Here is a 20,441-nt window from a genome sequence, read left to right as displayed (position 1 = left end):
GCCGAGCCGGACCGGTTGTCGTGCGGCTTATGCCGCCACGGTGTCGGCGACCTTGCGGAAGTCGTCGATGCGGTCGAAGTTCATGTACTGGTAGATCTTGTCGCCGTTGGCGTTGATCACGCCGATGTCGGCCATGTACTCCTCGCGGGTCGGGATCCTGCCCAGCCGCGAGCAGATGGCGGCCAGCTCGGCGCTGCCCAGGTAGACGTTGGTGTTCTTGCCCAGCCGGTTGGGGAAGTTGCGGGTCGAGGTCGACATCACCGTGGCGCCTTCGCGCACCTGCGCCTGGTTGCCCATGCACAGCGAGCAGCCGGGCATCTCCATGCGGGCACCGGCGGTGCCCAGCACGCCGTAGTGGCCTTCCTCGGTCAGCTGCTTCTGGTCCATCTTGGTCGGCGGGGCGACCCACAGCTTGACCGGGATGTCGCGCTTGCCCTCGAGCAGCTTGGATGCCGCGCGGAAGTGGCCGATGTTGGTCATGCACGAGCCGATGAACACCTCGTCGATCTTGGCGCCGGCCACGTCGGACAGCGTCTTGACGTCGTCCGGGTCGTTCGGGCAGGCCACGATGGGCTCGGTGATCTCGGCCAGGTCGATCTCGATCACGGCCGCGTACTCGGCGTCCGCGTCGGCCTTGAGCAGCTGCGGATTCTTCAGCCAGGCTTCCTGGGCGGCGATGCGGCGGGCCAGCGTGCGGCCGTCGGCGTAGCCGTTGGCGATCATCCAGCGCATCAGGGTGATGTTGCTGTTGATGTACTCGATGATCGGCTCCTTGTTCAGGTGCACCGTGCAGGCCGCGGCCGAGCGCTCGGCAGAGGCGTCGGACAGCTCGAACGCCTGTTCCACCTTCAGGTCGGGCAGACCCTCGATCTCCAGGATGCGGCCGGAGAAGATGTTCGTCTTGCCGGCCTTGGCCACCGTCAGCAGGCCCTGCTTGATCGCGTACAGCGGGATCGCGTTGACCAGGTCACGCAGGGTGACGCCGGGCTGCATCTGGCCCTTGAAGCGCACCAGCACGCTCTCGGGCATGTCCAGCGGCATCACGCCGGTGGCGGCCGCGAAGGCCACCAGCCCGGAGCCCGCGGGGAAGCTGATGCCGATCGGGAAGCGGGTGTGCGAATCGCCGCCCGTGCCCACCGTGTCGGGCAGCAGGAAGCGGTTGAGCCAGCTGTGGATCACGCCGTCGCCCGGGCGCAGCGAGACGCCGCCGCGGGTGGAGATGAAGTCGGGCAGCTCGTGGTGCATCTTCACGTCGACCGGCTTCGGGTACGCCGCGGTGTGGCAGAACGACTGCATCACCAGGTCGGCCGAGAAGCCCAGGCAGGCCAGGTCCTTCAACTCGTCCCGCGTCATCGGGCCGGTGGTGTCCTGGGACCCGACCGAGGTCATCTTCGGCTCGCAGTAGGTGCCCGGGCGGATGCCCTGCCCTTCCGGCATGCCGCAGGCGCGGCCCACCATCTTCTGGGCCAGCGAGTAGCCCTTGCCGCTGTCCTGGGGCGCCTTGGGCAGGCGGAACAGGGTCGAGGGCGCCAGGCCCAGCGCCTCGCGGGCCTTGGCCGTCAGGCCCCGGCCCACGATCAGCGGGATGCGGCCGCCGGCGCGCACCTCGTCGAACAGCACGTCGCTCTTGACCTGGAACGTCGCGATCACCTGGCCGTTCTTCAGGGCCTTGCCCTCGTACGGCCGCAGCTCGATGGTGTCGCCCATCTCCATCTGCGACACATCCAGCTCGATCGGCAGCGCGCCCGCGTCTTCCATGGTGTTGTAGAAGATCGGCGCGATCTTGCCGCCCAGGCACACGCCGCCGAACTTCTTGTTCGGCACGAACGGGATGTCCTCGCCCGTCCACCACAGCACGCTGTTGGTGGCCGACTTGCGCGAGGAGCCGGTGCCCACGACGTCGCCCACGTAGGCGATCAGCTGGCCCTTGGCCTTGAGCTCCTGCAGCAGCTTCATCGGGCCGCGCTTGCCTTCCTCGTCCGGCACGATGCCCGGGCGCGGGTTCTTCAGCATCGCCAGGGCGTGCAGCGGGATGTCGGGGCGGCTCCAGGCATCGGGCGCCGGCGACAGGTCGTCGGTGTTGGTCTCGCCGGTGACCTTGAAGACGGTCAGGGTCATGCTCTGGGGCACCTCTGGCCGGGTGGTGAACCACTCGGCGTCGGCCCAGCTCTGGAGCACGGCCTTGGCGTTGACATTGCCCTTGTCGGCCTTTTCCTTGACATCGTGGAACTGGTCGAACATCAGCAGCGTCTTCTTCAGCGCGTCGGCGGCCGTGCCACCCACCTCGGCGTCGTCCAGCAGGTCGACCAGCGGGCTGATGTTGTAGCCGCCCAGCATGGTGCCCAGCAGCTCGGTCGCCTTGGCGCGGCTGATGATCATGCACTTCTCGGTGCCGTGCGCCACGGCGGCCAGGTAGCTGGCCTTGACCTTGGCGGCATCGTCCACGCCAGCGGGCACGCGGTTCGTGATCAGGTCCAGCAGGAAGTCGGCCTCTTGCGTCGAGGGATTCTTCAGCAGCTCGATCAGCTCGCCCGTCTGCTGCGCGGTCAGCGGCAGCGGCGGAATGCCGAGCGCGGCGCGTTCGGCGACGTGGGACACGTAGGCTTGCAACATGGGTTCTCCGTACAGGGTGCGTGTGTTGTTGGTGTCAGTTCTGGGCCGGCGCGGCCGCGGGTGCGCCCGGCTGCGCGGCCGCTGCGCCGGGTGCCGATGGCGTGGACGGCTGGCCGGCCATGGGGGCGCCGGAGGGCGTGGTGCCGCCCTGCGGGCCTGCGGGGCTGACGTCTGCGCGCGCGCCGGCGTTCATGCCGCCGCCCGTGGCCGCCATGGGCTCCAGAATGCTGGGCCGCGGATTCTTCTTCAGTTCTTCCGCGAAGGTGAGCTGCTCCGGGCTCTGGCACTCGTCGGCCAGGCGCTGGCCCAGTTTCTGGCTCATGAGCATCGACTTGTTGCCCAGCTGCAGCCACATGGCGCCACGCTTGGCGTCCTCCAGGCGGATCGCGCCGGTGCGGCTTTCCACCGGGTGCATCAGGAACCGGTAGTTGCGGGTGGTGACCACGAACAGGCCGGTGCGGCGCGCGGCACGCACGCGCACCGAGGCGCCCAGCTCGCACTTGATCTCGCCCACGAACACCTGCTTGGCGACCTCGAGGTCGGCGTCGGTGAGCTGGACGGCCGGATCGTCGTCGATGGGCGTCACCTCCTCCACGGCCTTGCGGGCGGAGGGGGCTAGCTTGCTGCCGGCGGCCTTGGCACCCGCCTTGGCGGTCGCCGGCTGCGCCGGCTTGGCCTTGGGGGCCGTCTGCGCATGGCTCAGGGGAGCCACGGCGACGAGGGTTGCGGCGAACAGGGTGGCGGCGATTCGGATCTGCATGTCGTCTCGGGTACTGCTTAGTGGGACGGGAACCAGGCTTGCGCCTCGGCGGGAAGGCGGCTGCCGGTCTGGTGGGCGCGCTCGAGCACCTGCCAGAAGAACCGGTAGCTCGCGCGATCGTGCAACTTGCCTTCGAAACTGATGGGGGCCCAGTCGGCGCGCTCGGCGGCTTCGAGCAGGCGCGTCGCCTGCTCGATCTCGCCCTGCGTGGGCGACAGCGCCTCGAGGATGGGCCGGATCTGGTCGGGGTGGATGCTCCACATCCGGGTGTAGCCGAACTCGGCTGCGGCCCGGCGCGCGGCCGCAGCCATCGCGGCGCGGTCCTTGAACTCGGTGACGACGCAATGCGACGGCACCTTGCCATGCGCGTGGCAGGCCGAAGCGATCTCGAGCTTGGCGCGCACCACCAGGGGATGCGTGAACTGGCCCTGCACGCCCATGCCCGCTTCCGGGATGGCGCCTGCATGGGCGGAAACGAAGTCCATCAGGCCGAAGCTGAGGGACTGCACGCGCGGGTGCGCGGCGATGTCGAAGGCGCGGTGCACGGCCGCCGGTGACTCGATCAGCACGTGCAGCGGCAGCGCCGTGGCACCGGCGGCATCGATGGCGCGGACGGCTGCCTCGACGTCGCGGACCGACTCGACCTTGGGAATCATCACGTGGCACAGCCGGCCACCGGCGCGGCCGACGATGGACTGCACATCCGCATCGAACACCGGGTGGTCGACCGGATGCACGCGCACGGCGACACGGGCGGCGGCGGGCGCCTGCAGCGCCAGTTCCGTGACCAGGTCGGCATGCGCCGCCTCGCCGCCAACCGGCGCACCGTCCTCACAATCGAGGGTGACGTCGAAGACGCAGGCGCCGAACTCCTGCGTCATCTCGGCCTGCAGCTGCAGGCTCTTGCGCATCCGCGCCTCCACCCCGGAGTAGTGGTCGCACACCGGCAGGATGCCGGTGCGCGCCTGGGCGCCGAGGAGAATGGCTCGCGGGTGCTGCTTCACTGCGCCGGCGGGATCACAGCAGGTGGGCGACGCCCGCCTGCTCGTCCTGCAGTTCCTTCAGGGTCTTGTTGATGCGCTCCTGGCTGAATGCGTCGATCTCCAGGCCCTTGACGATCTCGTACTTGCCGTCCTTGGTGGTCACCGGGAAGCCGAACATCACGTCCTTCGGGATGCCGTACTCGCCGTTGGAGGGCACGCCCATGGTGACCCACTTGCCGTTGGAGCCCAGGGCCCAGTCGCGCATGTGGTCGATCGCCGCGTTGGCGGCCGAGGCGGCCGACGACAGGCCGCGCGCCTCGATGATGGCGGCGCCGCGCTTGCCCACGGTGGGCAGGAACACGTCGGCATTCCAGACCTGGTCGTTGATCAGGTCCTTGACGGCCTTGCCGCCCACGGTGGCGAAGCGGTAGTCGGCATACATGGTGGGCGAGTGGTTGCCCCACACGGTCAGCTTCTCGATGTCGCCGACCTTGGTGCCGGTCTTGGCGGCGATCTGCGAGGCGGCGCGGTTGTGGTCCAGGCGCAGCATGGCGGTGAAGTTCTCGCGCGGCAGGCTGGGCGCGCTCTTCATGGCGATGTAGGCGTTGGTGTTGGCCGGATTGCCGACCACCAGCACCTTGACGTTGCGGCTGGCCACCTTGTCCAGGGCCTTGCCCTGGGCAGTGAAGATCTGCGCATTGGCAGCCAGCAGGTCGGCACGCTCCATGCCCGGGCCGCGCGGGCGGGCGCCGACGAGCAGTGCGTAGTCGGTGTCCTTGAAGGCCGTCATCGGGTCGCTGTGGGCTTCCATGCCGGCCAGCAGCGGGAACGCGCAGTCCTCCAGCTCCATCATCACGCCCTTGAGGGCCTTCTGCGCCTTCTCGTCGGGGATCTCCAGCAGCTGCAGGATCACCGGCTGGTCCTTGCCCAGCATCTCGCCGGAGGCGATGCGGAACAGGAGGGCGTAACCGATCTGGCCGGCGGCGCCGGTGACGGCGACGCGGACGGGCTTCTTGCTCATGGGAAATCTCCGAAAGAAGGTTGCGAAACGGCGCGGAAGCCTGGGGGCGGGCCGGCGTCGGAGCGCGGCAGAACCGGGGCGAGGCCCTCGCGGGACAGGCGCGGAGTGTACCCGCGAACGCAAGCGCCGGTCAATTTGTCTTATGTCTTATATAAGATATGATGGCGCAGTTCCGCGACACCCGCCATGCCCTCCACTCCCCTGCCGGACGACACGCCCGCCGCCGAGGCGCAAGCCCCCGCGGCCCCGGCGTTCAGCCCGCTGTACCAGCAGATCAAGGGCCTGATCCTGCAGAGCCTGGAGGCTGGCGAATGGAAGCCAGGCGAGGCCATCCCGAGCGAGATCGACCTGGCCGCGCGGTTCCGCGTGAGCCAGGGCACGGTGCGCAAGGCCATCGACGAACTGGCCGCGGAGAACCTGCTGGTGCGCCGGCAGGGCAAGGGGACCTTCGTCGCCACGCACGCCGAGCAGCACGTGCAGTACCGGTTCCTCAAGCTCGTGCCCGACACCGGCGACCGGGAGACAGCCGACCCCGCCGAACGCAACATCCTGGAGTGCCGGCGTGTCCGCGCGCCGGCCGAGGTCGCGCGGACGCTGCGCCTGCGCCCGGGCGACGCCGTGGTCCAGGTCCGGCGCGTGCTGGCGTTCGCGGGCGAGCCCACCATCCTGGAGGACCTGTGGCTGCCGGGCACCGCGTTCAAGGGATTGACCGCCGAGCAGATGGCCGGCTACCAGGGCGCCACCTACGCGATGTTCGAGCTCGAGTTCGGCGTGCGCATGGTGCGCGCCGAGGAGAAGCTGCGGGCGGTCGCCGCCGACCCGGGCCAGGCACGACTGCTGGCCGTGCCGGCGGGCTCCCCGCTGCTCAGCGTCGAGCGCCTGGCCTTCACCTACAACGACGTGCCGATGGAACTGCGGCGCGGCCTCTACCGGACGGACAAGCGCCACTACCGCAACGAACTGAGCTGACCCGCACCCCGGCACGGCTGTCGGGTACCTTGCAACCTGCGTGTCAGGTTGTTGCATCGCGATAGAATTTTGGGTTGCCCGCGTGCGCACCAGCCGTCCGCGGGCAGCCATCCAGAGGAAAGCCACCACCCCATGCACACAGCCCAGAAGCGGCCGGAATTCCGCAACATCAATGCCCTGAGGGACCTTCCCACCTACCGCCTGCCGGCGCCCGGCTGGGTCTCCATCCTGCACCGCGTGAGCGGCGTCCTGATGTTCGTGCTGATGCCGTTCATCATCTGGATGTTCGACACCTCCGTCTCCTCCGAACTCTCCTTCGCACGCTTCAGGGCCGCTTTCAACAGCGGCCTTGGTTTTGTTCCGGGCTGGTTCATCAAGCTGGTGGCACTGGCCCTCATCTGGGCCTACCTGCACCACTTCATCGCCGGCGTGCGACACCTCTGGATGGACGTCAGCCACACCGCGACCAACAAGCAGTTCGGCGGCAAGTCGGCGAAGGTCACGCTCACGCTGGCCATCGTCCTGACGGTGGTGCTGGGCGCCAAGCTGTTCGGCCTGTACTGATTCGACGAGAGCATCACGATGAGCGTTCCCAAAAGACAAGGCCCGGTCAGCTACGGGTCCAACCGCACCGTCGTCGGCGCCCACTACGGCATGCGCGACTGGCTCAGCCAGCGGGTCACCGCCGTGCTGATGGCCCTGTTCACGGTGGTGGTCCTGGTGCAGGTGATCTTCAGCCGCGGCCCGATCGGCTACGACAAGTGGGCCGGCATCTTCGCCGCCCAGTGGATGAAGGTGCTGACCTTCTCCGTCATCGCAGGCCTGCTCTGGCACGTCTGGGTCGGCATGCGCGACGTCCTGATGGACTACGTCAAGCCGGTCTTCCTGCGGCTCGCGCTGCAGGTGTTCGTCATCGTCTGGCTCACCGGGTGCGCCGGCTGGGCCGTCCAGGTGCTCTGGCGGGTTTGAGGATCTGATCGCAATGGCATACAGCAGCAAGAACATCACGCGGCGCCGCTTCGACGTCGTCATCGTCGGCGCGGGCGGCTCCGGCATGCGGGCCTCGCTCCAGCTGGCGCGCGCCGGCCTGAACGTGGCCGTGCTCTCGAAGGTCTTCCCCACCCGCTCGCACACCGTGGCGGCGCAGGGCGGCATCGGCGCCTCGCTCGGCAACATGTCCGAGGACAACTGGCACTACCATTTCTACGACACCGTCAAGGGCTCCGACTGGCTCGGCGACCAGGACGCGATCGAGTTCATGTGCCGTGAAGCGCCGAAGGTCGTGTACGACCTCGAGCACATGGGCATGCCGTTCGACCGCAACCCCGACGGCACCATCTACCAGCGCCCCTTCGGTGGCCACACGGCCAACTACGGCGAGAAGCCGGTCCAGCGCGCCTGCGCGGCGGCCGACCGCACCGGCCACGCGATGCTGCACACCCTGTACCAGCAGAACGTCAAGGCGCGCACCAGCTTCTTCGTCGAGTGGATGGCGCTCGACCTGATCCGCGACGCCGAGGGCGACGTGGTCGGCGTCACCGCGATCGAGATGGAAACCGGCGACCTGCACATCCTGGAAGCCAAGACCACGCTGCTGGCCACCGGCGGTGCGGGCCGCATCTTCGCCGCCTCCACCAACGCCTTCATCAACACCGGCGACGGCCTGGGCATGGCGGCGCGCGCGGGCATCCCGCTCGAGGACATGGAGTTCTGGCAGTTCCACCCCACCGGCGTGGCCGGTGCCGGCGTGCTGCTGACCGAGGGCTGCCGCGGCGAAGGCGCGATCCTGCTGAACAGCAACGGCGAGCGTTTCATGGAGCGCTACGCCCCGACGCTCAAGGACCTGGCGCCGCGCGACTTCGTCTCCCGCTCGATGGACCAGGAGATCAAGGAAGGTCGCGGCTGCGGTCCGAACAAGGACTACGTGCTGCTCAAGCTCGACCACCTGGGCGCCGACACGATCCACAAGCGCCTGCCCTCGGTCTACGAGATCGGCGTGAACTTCGCCAACGTCGACATCACCAAGGAGCCGATCCCGGTGGTGCCGACCATCCACTACCAGATGGGCGGCATCCCGACCAACGTCCATGGCCAGGTCGTGGTGCAGACGGCCGACAGCCATGCGCAGGTCGTCAACGGCCTCTACGCGGTGGGCGAGTGCTCCTGCGTGAGCGTGCACGGCGCCAACCGTCTGGGCACCAACTCGCTGCTCGACCTGCTGGTGTTCGGCCGCGCGGCCGGCAACCACATCGTCGACTTCGCCAGCCGCACCAAGAGCCACAAGGCGCTGCCGGCCAATGCCGCCGACCAGACGCTGGAGCGGCTGGCCCGCCTGGATGCCGCCAGCAACGGCGAGTACGCCCAGGACGTCGCCAACGACATCCGCGCGACCATGCAGAAGCACGCGGGCGTGTTCCGCACCCAGGCCAGCATGGACGAAGGCGTGAGCAAGATCGCCGCCATCCGCGACCGGGTCAAGGGCATCGCGCTCAAGGACAAGTCGATGGTCTTCAACACCGCCCGCATCGAGGCGCTGGAAGTCGAGAACCTGATCGAATGCGCCCAGGCCACCATGGTGTCGGCCGCTGCGCGCAAGGAATGCCGTGGCGCCCACACCGTGAGCGACTACGAGAAGCCGGCCGACGATCCGGTGGCGCCGCTCGGCCGCGACGACGCCAACTGGATGAAGCACACGCTGTGGCACAGCCGCAGCAACAGCCTGACCTACAAGCCGGTCAACCTCAAGCCGATGACGGTCGAGTCGGTGCCGCCGAAGGTGCGGACGTTCTGACGTAGGTTCTCCTACGTACTTCCACGCTGGCACCAAAGCACCTAGATTCCATTCGAACACCAACATGCAGAAACGCACCTTCCAGATCTACCGTTACGACCCGGACAAGGACGCCAAGCCTTACATGCAGACGGTGGAGATCGAGCTCGACGGCAACGAGCGCATGCTGCTCGACGCGCTGATGAAGCTCAAGGCCCAGGACCCCAGCCTGGCGTTCCGCCGCTCCTGCCGCGAAGGCGTGTGCGGCTCCGATGCGATGAACATCAACGGCAAGAACGGCCTGGCCTGCCTGACCAACATGCGCACGCTGAAGGACCCGATCGTCCTGAAGCCCCTGCCCGGCCTGCCCGTGGTCCGCGACCTGATCGTGGACATGACCGACTTCTTCAAGCAGTACCACTCGATCAAGCCGTACCTGGTCAACGACAGCATCCCGCCCGAGAAGGAGCGCCTGCAGTCGCCCGAGGAGCGCGACGAGCTCAACGGACTTTACGAGTGCATCCTGTGCGCCAGCTGCTCGACCAGCTGCCCGAGCTTCTGGTGGAACCCCGACAAGTTCGTCGGTCCCGCCGGGCTGCTGCAGGCCTACCGGTTCATCGCGGACAGCCGCGACCAGGCGACCAGCGAGCGCCTGGACAACCTGGAAGACCCGTACCGGCTGTTCCGCTGCCACACCATCATGAACTGCACCGACGTCTGCCCGAAGGGCCTGAACCCCACGGCAGCCATCGGCAAGATCAAGGAGCTGATGGTCCGCCGGGCCGTCTGAGGCGGGTGGACGTGCAGACGGCGCTCGACGAGCACGAGGTCGGCAAGCTGCGGTGGCGCTGCCGCCGCGGGCTGCTGGAGAACGACCTCTTCCTCGAGCGCTTCTTCGCCCGCCACGGCTCGCAGATCAGCCCGCGGCAAGGCCAGGTGCTCGAGGAACTGATGCAGTTGTCCGACAATGACCTGATGGACCTGCTGCTGCGGCGGCGGGAGCCGGACGGCGAACTGGACCGCGCCGAAGTGCGGACGCTGCTGGAGCTGCTGCGCAACCGGTGAACACCGGCCAACGATTCGAAGTGAAGGAACCGAGATGAAACCCGCCGACAACAAAGCCACCCTGTCGTTCAGCAACGGCAGCCCCAACGTCGAGCTGCCCGTCTACCAGGGCACCATCGGCCCGGACGTGATCGACATCCGCAAGCTGTACGCGCAGACGGGCATGTTCACGTACGACCCCGGGTTCATGTCCACGGCCTCCTGCCAGTCGACCATCACCTACATCGACGGCGACAAGGGCGAGCTGCTGTACCGCGGCTACCCGATCGAGCAGCTCGCGACCCAGTGCGACTTCCTCGAGACCTGCTACCTGCTGCTGTACGGCGAGCTGCCCGACGAGCAGCAGAAGAAGGACTTCGTCTCGCGCGTGACGAACCACACGATGGTCAACGAGCAGATGCAGTTCTTCCTGCGCGGCTTCCGCCGTGACGCGCACCCGATGGCGGTCATGACCGGTCTGGTGGGCGGCCTGTCGGCCTTCTATCACGACAGCACGGACATCAACAATCCCGAGCACCGCGAGATCTCGGCGATCCGTCTGATCGCCAAGATGCCCACGTTGGTGTCGATGGCGTACAAGTACAGCATCGGCCAGCCGTACATCTATCCGAAGAACTCGCTGTCCTACACCGGCAACTTCATGCGCATGATGTTCGCCACGCCGTGCGAGGAGTACGAGCCGAACGACGTGCTGGTGCGCGCGATGGACCGCATCTTCATCCTGCACGCCGACCACGAGCAGAACGCGTCCACCTCCACCGTGCGCCTGTGCGGCAGCTCGGGCACCAACCCGTTCGCGGCCATCGCGGCCGGCGTGGCCTGCCTCTGGGGCCCGGCGCACGGCGGCGCCAACGAAGCCGCCCTCAACATGCTGGAAGACATCCAGCGGATGGGTGGCGTGGCCAAGATCGGCGAGTTCGTGGCCAAGGTCAAGGACAAGAACTCCGGCATCAAGCTGATGGGCTTCGGCCACCGCGTGTACAAGAACTACGACCCGCGCGCCAAGCTGATGCGCGAGACCTGCCACGAGGTGCTGGGCGAGCTGGGCCTGGAGAACGACCCCCTGTTCAAGCTGGCCATGGCGCTCGAGAAGGTGGCGCTCGAGGACGAGTACTTCGTCTCGCGCAAGCTGTACCCGAACGTCGACTTCTACTCGGGCATCGTGCAGCGCGCCATCGGCATCCCGGTGTCGCTGTTCACCGCGATCTTCGCGCTGGCCCGCACGGTGGGCTGGATCGCCCAGCTCAACGAGATGATCGGCGACCCCGAGTACAAGATCGGCCGTCCGCGGCAGCTGTTCACCGGCGCGACCAAGCGCGACGTCCAGCCGATCGCCCAGCGCTGATCCGGCGACGTGCACGTCGAGAGGCCCGCTTCGGCGGGCCTTTTTCATGTCTGGCGCCCGGCGCGGGGCGTCCGGATCGTGCAGGCGTCCAGCTTGTGCCATCCAGCCCGCCGAGACAGGCCCCGCACCCCGTGGAACGCGTCGCCACCCATCGCCATCCGCGATGGCTGCAACGCGACTCCCTTTCATAATCGGCGGCCGCATCGCGCCCCACGACCCCTCATGCTCAGCACCGAACGCAGCTTCGCCCGCCGGCTGGACCTCACGTCGCTCCAGCTGTTCGTGGCCGTGTGCGAGCTGGGCTCCATCGGCCGGGCCGCAGAACGCGAGTTCATCGCGGCCTCAGCGGTGAGCAAGCGCCTGTCGGACCTCGAAGGTGCCGTCGGCACCGCCCTGCTCTACCGCCGCCCGCGCGGGGTGGACCTGACGCCGGCCGGCGAAACCTTCCTGCACCATGCCCGCTCGGTCCTGTTCAGCCTGGAGCGGATGCAGGGCGAGCTGAGCGAATACGCACTCGGGGTGCGCGGGCACGTGCGCATCCACGCGAACCTCTCGGCGATCATGCAATTCCTGCCGGAGGACCTGGCCGGCTTCACGTCGCTGCATCCCCAGGTCAAGCTCGACCTGGAGGAGCATGTCAGCAGCGAGGTGGTGCGCGCGGTCCGGGACGGCGACGCCGACATCGGCATCTGCAGTCCGCCGGGCGCGCCCGGCGAGCTGCAGTCGCGCCGCTACCGGCAGGACCGGCTGGTGCTGGCCGTGCCGCGCGGCCATCCGCTGGCCGACGCCGGCCCGATCTGGTTCGCCGACTCGCTGGACCACGACCAGATCGGCATGCACGGCAACAGCGCCATCGACCTGGCCATGCGGCGCGCCGCCGCCGCCGCGGGCAAGACCATCCAGTTGCGCATCCGCGTGACGGGCCTCGACGCGATGTGCCGCATGGTGCACAACCGCCTGGGCGTCGGGCTTCTGCCCGACCGGGCCTTCGAGCTGCTGCGCCAGGTCGGCGACCTGCAGGCGGTGCCGCTGCGCGACGACTGGGCGGTGCGCGAGATCGACCTGCTGGCGCGCGACTTCGACAGCCTGCCCGTCACGGCCCGGCTGCTGGTGGACCATCTCGGCGCCGATGCCCCGGCCCATGTCCGGCCCGCGGAGGCCGGACACCCCGACCGATAAAATCACCCCTTCAGCTGGAACATCCCATGGGACGCACCCTCTACGACAAGATCTGGGACGAGCATGTCGTCCACACCGAGGAAGACGGCACCGCCATCCTCTACATCGATCGCCACCTGGTGCACGAAGTCACCAGCCCGCAGGCATTCGAGGGGCTGCGCGAGACCGGCCGCAAGGTCTGGCGCATCAGCTCCGTGGTGGCCACCGCGGACCACAACACGCCGACCACCGGCTGGGACCGCGGCTACGACGGCATCACCGACCCGATCAGCAAGGAACAGGTGACCACGCTGGACCGCAACATCGGCGAATTCGGCGCGGCCGCCTACTTCCCGTTCCTGTCCAAGCGCCAGGGCATCGTCCACGTGATCGGCCCCGAGCAGGGCGCCACGCTCCCGGGCATGACGGTGGTCTGCGGCGACTCGCACACCTCCACCCACGGCGCGTTCGGCGCGCTGGCGCACGGCATCGGCACCAGCGAGGTCGAGCACGTGCTGGCCACCCAGACCCTGCTGGCCAAGAAGGCCAAGAACATGCTGGTGAAGGTCGAGGGCCCGCTGGCCCGCGGCGTCACCGCCAAGGACATCGTGCTGGCCATCATCGGCCGCATCGGCACGGCCGGCGGCACCGGCTACACCATCGAGTTCGGCGGCTCGGCGATCCGCGCGCTGACGATGGAAGGCCGCATGACGGTCTGCAACATGGCGATCGAGGCCGGCGCGCGCGCCGGCATGGTCGCCGTGGACGACAAGACGATCGAGTACGTCAAGGGACGGCCGCTCGCGCCCACCGGGGTCGAATGGGACCAGGCGGTGGCGTACTGGCGCACGCTGCACTCCGACCCCGACGCCAGGTTCGACACCGTCGTCGAGCTGGATGCCTCGACGATCGTGCCGCAGGTCACCTGGGGCACGTCGCCCGAGATGGTGCTGGGCGTCGACGGCCGCGTGCCGGACCCGGACAAGGAGAAGGACGCCAGCAAGCGCGGCGCGATCGAGCGCGCCCTCACCTACATGGGGCTGGAGCCGGGCAAGCCGCTGAACGACATCTTCGTGGACAAGGTGTTCATCGGCTCGTGCACCAACAGCCGCATCGAGGACATGCGCGAGGCCGCCGCGGTGGTGAAGAAGCTCGGCCAGAAGGTCGCCCGGAACGTGAAGGTGGCGATGGTGGTGCCAGGCTCCGGTCTGGTGAAGGAGCAGGCCGAGCGCGAGGGACTGCACGAGATCTTCAAGGCCGCGGGATTCGACTGGCGCGAGCCGGGCTGCTCGATGTGCCTGGCGATGAACGCCGACCGGCTGGAGCCGGGCGAGCGCTGCGCCTCGACCAGCAACCGCAACTTCGAAGGGCGCCAGGGGGCGGGCGGGCGCACGCACCTGGTGAGTCCGGCCATGGCTGCCGCCGCCGCCGTCCACGGCCACTTCGTCGACGTGCGCCAGTTCGCCTGAGCAAGGAAGCCGCCATGACGCCGAAGAAGATTGCCGCCCTCCTCGCGCTGGCCGCGCTGCTGGCCGGCTGCAACACGGTCAAGGGCTTCGGCCAGGACCTGCAGAAGGCCGGCGACAAGATCGAGGACGCGGCCAACCGCAAGCGCTGAGGCCCGCGGGCCGGGCAGGAACCACCATGCAGAAATTCACCGTGCACAAGGGCCTCGTGGCCCCAATGGACCGCGAGAACGTCGACACCGACGCGATCATCCCCAAGCAGTTCCTCAAGTCGATCCGCAAGACCGGCTTCGGGCCCAACCTGTTCGACGAGTGGCGCTACCTCGACCCGGGTTTCCCGGGGCAGGATCCGGCCAGCCGCAAGCCCAACCCCGATTTCGTGCTGAACCAGCCGCGCTACAAGGGCGCCTCGATCCTGCTGGCCCGCCGGAACTTCGGCTGCGGCTCCTCGCGCGAGCACGCGCCGTGGGCGCTGGACCAGTACGGGTTCCGCGCCATCATCGCGCCAAGCTTCGCCGACATCTTCTTCAACAACAGCTTCAAGAACGGCCTGCTTCCGATCGTGCTGCCGGAAGCCACGGTCGCCCAGCTGTTCGATGAGACGGCGGCCTTTCCCGGCTACGAACTCACCATCGACCTGGAGCGGCAGGTGGTCGTCCGGGCACAGGGCCAGGAGATCCCGTTCGAGGTGCAACCGTTCCGCCGGTACTGCCTGCTCAACGGCTTCGACGACATCGGGCTCACCCTGCGGCAGTCCGACAAGATCAAGGCTTTCGAAGCCCAGCGCCTGGCAACCAAGCCCTGGCTGGCCCACACCCTGAACGGATGAGAACGACATGAAGATTGCAGTCCTGCCGGGCGACGGCATCGGCACCGAAATCGTGGCCGAGGCGGTCAAGGTCCTCCAGGTGCTGGACCTGAAGTTCGAGATGGAAACCGCCCCGGTAGGCGGCGCCGCGTACGAGGCCGCGGGCCACCCCCTGCCGGACTCGACGCTGCAGCTGGCCAAGCAGGCCGATGCCATCCTGTTCGGCGCCGTCGGCGACTGGAAGTACGACAAGCTCGAGCGCGCCCTTCGCCCCGAGCAGGCCATCCTGGGTCTGCGCAAGCACCTGGGGCTGTTCGCCAACTTCCGTCCGGCGATCTGCTACGAGCAGCTGACGCATGCCTCGAGCCTGAAGCCGGAACTGGTGGCGGGCCTGGACATCTTGATCATCCGGGAGCTGACCGGCGACATCTACTTCGGCCAGCCGCGCGGGCGCCGCGCCTCGCCGGACGGCAACTTCCCCGGCGCCGAGGAGGCGTTCGACACGATGCGCTACACGCGCCCGGAGATCGAGCGCATCGCCCACGTCGCGTTCCAGGCCGCCCGCAAGCGCGGCAGGAAGGTGACCAGCGTCGACAAGGCCAACGTGCTCGAGACCTTCCAGTTCTGGAAGGACGTGGTCACCGAGGTCGGCCAGCAATACCCGGACGTCAAGCTGGACCACATGTACGTGGACAACGCCGCCATGCAGCTGGTCAAGCAACCCAAGTCGTTCGACGTGGTGGTCACCGGCAACATGTTCGGCGACATCCTGTCGGACGAGGCGGCCATGCTCACCGGCTCGATCGGCATGCTGCCCTCGGCCAGCCTGAACGCCGGCAACCAGGGCCTCTACGAGCCCAGCCACGGCAGCGCGCCGGACATCGCGGGCAAGGGCGTGGCCAATCCATTGGCTACAATCCTGTCCGCCGCCATGATGCTCCGCTTCTCCCTCAACCAGCCCCAAGCCGCCGAACGGATCGAATCCGCGGTGAAGCAGGTGCTTGCACAGGGGCTGCGCACGGCGGACATCTGGTCCGAAGGCACCACGAAGGTCGGCACGCGCGAGATGGGCGACGCCGTCGTGGCCGCGATCACCACCAAGAAAACCACCAAGAGCTAGCAAGCTCCGGTTCGTCACGCGCCTGCCCCGGCTCTGACGAGCCGGGGAACCAGGATCCACTTGAAAGGCGTATGACGATGGCACTCTCCAAGGCACAACAACCCCTCGTCGGCCTGGTCGGCTGGCGCGGCATGGTCGGCTCGGTCCTGATGGACCGCATGCAGGCCGAAGGCGACTTCGGACTGATCGAGCCGGTCTTCTTCTCGACCTCGAATGCCGGCGGCAAGGCCCCCGCGCAGGCCAAGAACGAAGCCGTCCTGCGGGACGCGTTCGACATCGAGGCGCTTCGCAAGTGCGACATCGTCATCACCTGCCAGGGCGGCGACTACACCACCGAGGTGTTCCCCAAGCTGCGCGCTGCCGGCTGGACCGGCCACTGGATCGACGCGGCCTCGACGCTGCGCATGAAGGATGACGCGGTCATCGTCCTGGACCCCGTCAACCTGCCGGTCATCAAGAACGCCCTGGGCAAGGGCGGCCGCAACTGGATCGGCGGCAACTGCACCGTCAGCTGCATGCTGATGGGCGTCGGCGCGCTCTACAAGGCCGGCCTGGTCGAGTGGATGAGCAGCATGACGTACCAGGCGGCCTCGGGCGGCGGCGCCCAGCACATGCGCGAGCTGCTGACGCAATTCGGCACGCTCAACGCCGAAGTCCGGGCACTGCTGGACGATCCCAAGTCGGCCATCCTCGAGATCGATCGCAAGGTGCTGCACCGCCAGCAGTCGCTCCCGGCCGCCGAGACCGAGAACTTCGGCGTGCCGCTGGGCGGCTCGCTGATCCCCTGGATCGACAAGGACCTGGGCAACGGGACGTCGCGAGAGGAGTGGAAGGCCGGGGCCGAGACCAACAAGATCCTGGGCCAGGGCGACGGCTTCGGCACCGCGGCGGTGCCCGTCGACGGCTTCTGCGTCCGCGTCGGGGCGATGCGTTGCCACAGCCAGGCGCTGACCTTCAAGCTCAGGAAGGACGTTCCGCTGGCGGACATCGAAGCGATGATCGCAGCGGACAACGCCTGGGTCCGGGTCGTGCCGAACACGCGCGAAGCCACCCTGAAGGACCTCACGCCCGTGGCGGTGACGGGCACGCTCGGCATCCCGGTGGGGCGGCTGCGCAAGATGGCCATGGGCCCCGAATACCTGGGCGCATTCACCATCGGCGACCAGTTGCTGTGGGGCGCGGCCGAGCCGCTCCGACGCATGCTGCGCATCCTGCTGGACGCCTGATCGCGGTCGACGAGCTGCCGATGAGCTGTAAGCGAGCGGTTACAGCTCGTTGTCCTCGGACAACAGGACCTGCGGGTGAGTGGACGCTACTGAAGGGCTGCAGACGTTAAGCCTTGTCTCAGCTTGTCACCCTAAGACATTGATGTTATGGTCCTTTTAGCAATTTCCGTCGCAAGGCGCATGTCCGCATGAAGAGAACAGAACTGCCTGCAGACCGAGCAGTAGGGACCTCAACAACCAAGACGACGCGGCAATGGCGGACCACGACAGTGGCGCTTGCCGCGGCCGCGTTTCTGGGCCTTCCAACGCTCGACGCGCACGCCCTCGCCCTTGGTCGCATCACGGTCCAGTCGTCCCTGGGTGAACCGCTGCGAGCTGAAATCGATGTGCCCGAGATCTCCGGCGAGGAGGCTTCGAGCCTGCGCGCGGTCATCGCGGCGCCGCAAGCTTTCCGCGCGCAGGGCATGGAATACAACGCCACCCTGTCGAACGTCCAGGTCTCGCTTCAGCGTCGCCCGGACGGCCGCTACTTCCTGCGGCTGGTCAGCGACCGCCCGATCGGTGAGCCGTTCGTCGACGTCATCCTGGAGACCAGCTGGGCCTCCGGACGCATCACGCGCGACTTCACGATGCTGTTCGACCCGCCGAGCATGCGGCAGGGCCAGCAGACGCTGAACGCCGACATCACGCCGGCGGCTCCGGCAGCCCCCACCTCCCGGACACCACAGGCGCGACGCAGCACCCCGGCACCGGCGACCGCGCAAGCAGCTCCGGCCGCTCCGGCACCGCGTGCGCCTGCCCCGGCGGCGCCGGCTGCCGCCGCCCCGGCTCCCGCCACGGCCGAGTCGCAGACCGCGGCACCGGGTGGCAAGCAAGTCACCGTGCAGGCCGGCGACACCGCCGGCAAGATCGCGGCGGCGGCCAAGCCCGCCACCGTGTCGCTCGATCAGATGCTGGTCGCCCTGTTGCGCTCGAACGCCGATGCGTTCGTGGGCGGCAACGTGAACCGCCTGCGCACGGGTTCGGTGCTGAACCTGCCCTCGACCGAGCAGGCAGAGGCCATCACCCCCGCCGAAGCCCGCCAGACCCTCGTGGCCCAGAGCCGCGACTTCAACGAATTCCGCCGCCGCCTGGCCGAAGGGCTCGCGACTGCGCCGGCCGCCGCGGCCACGGGCCGCGAAGCCAGCGGCCGCGTGCAGGCGCAGGTCGACGAGAAGAAGCCGACCGCCACCACGCCCGACAAGCTCACGCTCTCCAAGGGAGCACTGCAGGGCAAGGCCGCGGAAGAGAAAATTGCCCGCGACCGCGCTGCGCAGGAGGCTGCCACCCGGGTGGCCGAACTGAACCGCAACCTGTCGGACCTCAAGGGCCTGACGTCGTCCGCCAGCGCCCCGAAGGGGGCCGCCTCTGCCGCCGGCGCCACGACCACGGCCGGCCGGACCGGTGCAGCCGCCTCGACCGGCGGTCCCTCGCTGCCGACTGGCGCGCCGTCCGCGGTCGCCGCCCAGCCCGCTCCCACTCCGGCTGCGTCCGCCGCGACCGCGGCCGCCAAGTCGGCCTCCACGCCGGGCATCGGCATGCCCGCTGCGACCGCGTCGGCCCCCTTCGTCCCGGCGCCGTCGGCGACCCTGCCTGCCTCCGCCCCGTCGGCGGCACAGCCGGCCGCGGCTGCGAGCGCCCCGGCCGCCGGTGACACCGTGACCGTGGCCAGCGCGTCGGCCGCCGAACCGACCCCGCCGGCCGCCGCCGAAGCACCGGCCAGCGCCCAGGCGCCCGTCACCCCGGCCTCCGCGCCCGTGGCTGCCAAGCGCCCCGCCCCGCCCGCACCGGCTCCCGTGCCGGAGCCCAGCCTCATCGACCAGCTGACGCAAGATCCGCTCGTGCCGGTCGCCGCAGGCGGCATCCTGGCGCTCCTGCTCGGCCTGGGCGTCTGGAAGATCCGCCAACGCCGCAAGGCCGGCGCGGTCGACAGCTCCTTCCTCGAGAGCCGCCTGCAGCCCGACTCGTTCTTCGGTGCCAGCGGCGGCCAGCGCGTCGACACCAACGAAGGCGCCGCCACCGGCTCCTCGATGGTCTACTCGCCCAGCCAGCTCGACGCCGCCGGCGACGTGGACCCGGTCGCCGAAGCCGACGTCTATCTCGCCTACGGCCGCGACCTGCAGGCCGAGGAGATCCTGAAGGAAGCGCTGCGCATCAACCCGCAACGGGTGGCGATCCACACCAAGCTGCTGGAGATCTACGCCAAGCGGCGCGACGCGCGTGCGTTCGAGCAGGTGGCGTCCGAGGCCTACAGCCTGACCCACGGCGAGGGCGCGGAATGGAGCCGCATCGCCGAGCTGGGCCAGGAGCTCGACCCGGGCAACGCCTTGTACAGGCCGGGTGGTCAACCCGGCGCCGGCACCCCCTCCGCGCCTGCCCCGGCAGCCGTGGCCGCGGCATCCTTCGCTCCGGATGATCGCCCGGCAGCCGAACCCGACGTGCGGGCAGGTCCCAGCAGCATCGTGGACCTCGACCTCGACCTGGACTTCTCGGCGGGCGACGACGAGCACCCGGCGCCTGCGCCAAAGGCCGCTCCGGCTCCGAGCGCGCGAGCCGCGAGCCCCGCGCCGGCCGTCATCCAGCCGGACGACATCTCCCTGGACATGGACTTCGGCCTGCCCTCGTCCACCGCTGCGGCGCCGCAGCCCGCGCGCCTGGACATGCCCGACCTGTCACTGCCGTCCAACAGCCTGGACTTCAGCCACGAGCCGCTCGACCTCTCGCCGCCCGCGTCGGCGCCGGCCAAGTCGGCGCCCGCTGCACCCGCCGCACCCGCGGTGGCGGACGACGGCATGATGGAGTTCGACCTCGGCGCCTTGTCGCTCGACCTGCCGCCGACGTCGTCCACTCCGTCACCCGCCGCAGCCAGCACGCCCGCGCCGTCCATCGGCCCCGACAGCGCCGACGCGCCGCTCAGCACCGCCGGCGTGGAGCTGGGCGACGACGATCCCCTGGCCACCAAGCTGGCCCTGGCGGAGGAGTTCAACGCCATCGGTGACGCCGACGGCGCCCGCAGTCTGGCGCAGGAAGTCATCGCCGAGGCTTCCGGCGACCTGAAGCACCGGGCGCAGCGCTTCCTCGCGGAGATCGGCTGATCG

Annotated in this window: 18 protein-coding genes; 14 read left to right on the top strand and 4 right to left on the bottom strand. The window is 68.7% G+C overall.

Annotated features, from left to right (window positions below; all coding sequences use genetic code 11):
- Positions 1–27 precede the first annotated feature (27 nt).
- Genes acnB through VFE82_RS18000 form a run of 4 tightly spaced genes read right to left on the bottom strand, consistent with a single transcriptional unit; the run spans position 28 to position 5,377 of the window.
- Entirely contained in the window at positions 28–2,613 is a 2,586-nt protein-coding gene (gene acnB / locus VFE82_RS18015) for a bifunctional aconitate hydratase 2/2-methylisocitrate dehydratase (RefSeq protein WP_325001715.1), read from the bottom strand.
- A 34-nt stretch (positions 2,614–2,647) separates the two neighbouring features.
- Positions 2,648–3,373, bottom strand: a complete 726-nt coding sequence (locus VFE82_RS18010; protein WP_325001714.1) for a hypothetical protein — start codon at positions 3,371–3,373, stop codon at positions 2,648–2,650.
- Positions 3,374–3,390: 17 nt separating this feature from the next.
- On the bottom strand, positions 3,391–4,377 hold the full coding sequence (locus tag VFE82_RS18005) for an HpcH/HpaI aldolase/citrate lyase family protein (RefSeq protein WP_325001713.1): 987 nt from the start codon (positions 4,375–4,377) through the stop codon (positions 3,391–3,393).
- A 13-nt stretch (positions 4,378–4,390) separates the two neighbouring features.
- Positions 4,391–5,377 carry a malate dehydrogenase gene (locus VFE82_RS18000; protein ID WP_325001712.1) on the bottom strand — a complete coding sequence of 329 codons (987 nt, stop codon included), beginning with the start codon at positions 5,375–5,377 and terminating at the stop codon, positions 4,391–4,393.
- Positions 5,378–5,563: 186 nt separating this feature from the next.
- Between VFE82_RS18000 and VFE82_RS17995 the strand changes: the two genes are divergently transcribed.
- The 14 genes from VFE82_RS17995 (at position 5,564) to VFE82_RS17930 (ending at position 20,438) form a co-directional block, all read left to right on the top strand.
- Positions 5,564–6,346: a GntR family transcriptional regulator gene (locus VFE82_RS17995; protein ID WP_325001711.1), complete on the top strand. Its 783-nt coding sequence runs from the start codon at positions 5,564–5,566 to the stop codon at positions 6,344–6,346.
- Between the two features lie 132 nt (positions 6,347–6,478).
- Positions 6,479–6,910: a succinate dehydrogenase, cytochrome b556 subunit gene (sdhC, locus tag VFE82_RS17990; RefSeq protein WP_325001709.1), complete on the top strand. Its 432-nt coding sequence runs from the start codon at positions 6,479–6,481 to the stop codon at positions 6,908–6,910.
- 18 nt (positions 6,911–6,928) lie between these two features.
- The gene (gene sdhD / locus VFE82_RS17985; RefSeq protein ID WP_325001708.1) at positions 6,929–7,315 is read left to right on the top strand and encodes a succinate dehydrogenase, hydrophobic membrane anchor protein; all 387 of its coding nucleotides are present in this window, start codon (positions 6,929–6,931) and stop codon (positions 7,313–7,315) included.
- A 13-nt stretch (positions 7,316–7,328) separates the two neighbouring features.
- Entirely contained in the window at positions 7,329–9,137 is a 1,809-nt protein-coding gene (gene sdhA / locus VFE82_RS17980) for a succinate dehydrogenase flavoprotein subunit (protein WP_325001707.1), read from the top strand.
- A gap of 64 nt (positions 9,138–9,201) precedes the next feature.
- The gene (locus tag VFE82_RS17975; RefSeq protein WP_325001706.1) at positions 9,202–9,906 is read left to right on the top strand and encodes a succinate dehydrogenase iron-sulfur subunit; all 705 of its coding nucleotides are present in this window, start codon (positions 9,202–9,204) and stop codon (positions 9,904–9,906) included.
- Between the two features lie 5 nt (positions 9,907–9,911).
- Positions 9,912–10,181 (top strand): succinate dehydrogenase assembly factor 2, encoded by a 270-nt coding sequence (locus VFE82_RS17970; RefSeq protein ID WP_414708778.1) that lies wholly within the window; start codon positions 9,912–9,914, stop codon positions 10,179–10,181.
- Positions 10,182–10,215: 34 nt separating this feature from the next.
- Positions 10,216–11,526 (top strand): citrate synthase, encoded by a 1,311-nt coding sequence (locus tag VFE82_RS17965; protein WP_325001704.1) that lies wholly within the window; start codon positions 10,216–10,218, stop codon positions 11,524–11,526.
- A 222-nt stretch (positions 11,527–11,748) separates the two neighbouring features.
- The gene (locus VFE82_RS17960) at positions 11,749–12,705 is read left to right on the top strand and encodes a LysR substrate-binding domain-containing protein (RefSeq protein WP_325001703.1); all 957 of its coding nucleotides are present in this window, start codon (positions 11,749–11,751) and stop codon (positions 12,703–12,705) included.
- A 26-nt stretch (positions 12,706–12,731) separates the two neighbouring features.
- Positions 12,732–14,153 (top strand): 3-isopropylmalate dehydratase large subunit, encoded by a 1,422-nt coding sequence (leuC, locus tag VFE82_RS17955; protein ID WP_325001702.1) that lies wholly within the window; start codon positions 12,732–12,734, stop codon positions 14,151–14,153.
- A 14-nt stretch (positions 14,154–14,167) separates the two neighbouring features.
- On the top strand, positions 14,168–14,302 hold the full coding sequence (locus tag VFE82_RS17950; RefSeq protein ID WP_325001701.1) for an entericidin A/B family lipoprotein: 135 nt from the start codon (positions 14,168–14,170) through the stop codon (positions 14,300–14,302).
- Positions 14,303–14,328: 26 nt separating this feature from the next.
- On the top strand, positions 14,329–14,979 hold the full coding sequence (gene leuD, locus VFE82_RS17945; protein ID WP_325001700.1) for a 3-isopropylmalate dehydratase small subunit: 651 nt from the start codon (positions 14,329–14,331) through the stop codon (positions 14,977–14,979).
- A gap of 7 nt (positions 14,980–14,986) precedes the next feature.
- Complete coding sequence (leuB, locus tag VFE82_RS17940; protein ID WP_325001699.1) at positions 14,987–16,078, top strand: 3-isopropylmalate dehydrogenase; 1,092 nt, start codon at positions 14,987–14,989, stop codon at positions 16,076–16,078.
- Between the two features lie 77 nt (positions 16,079–16,155).
- Entirely contained in the window at positions 16,156–17,304 is a 1,149-nt protein-coding gene (gene asd / locus VFE82_RS17935) for an aspartate-semialdehyde dehydrogenase (protein WP_325001962.1), read from the top strand.
- 386 nt (positions 17,305–17,690) lie between these two features.
- The gene (locus VFE82_RS17930) at positions 17,691–20,438 is read left to right on the top strand and encodes a FimV/HubP family polar landmark protein (protein ID WP_325001698.1); all 2,748 of its coding nucleotides are present in this window, start codon (positions 17,691–17,693) and stop codon (positions 20,436–20,438) included.
- The last annotated feature ends 3 nt before the right edge of the window (positions 20,439–20,441 follow it).

Origin of the sequence: Ramlibacter sp. (genome assembly GCF_035655895.1) — a bacterium.
GTDB lineage: Bacteria > Pseudomonadota > Gammaproteobacteria > Burkholderiales > Burkholderiaceae_C > Ramlibacter.
This window is presented reverse-complemented; position numbering and strand designations above follow the sequence as displayed.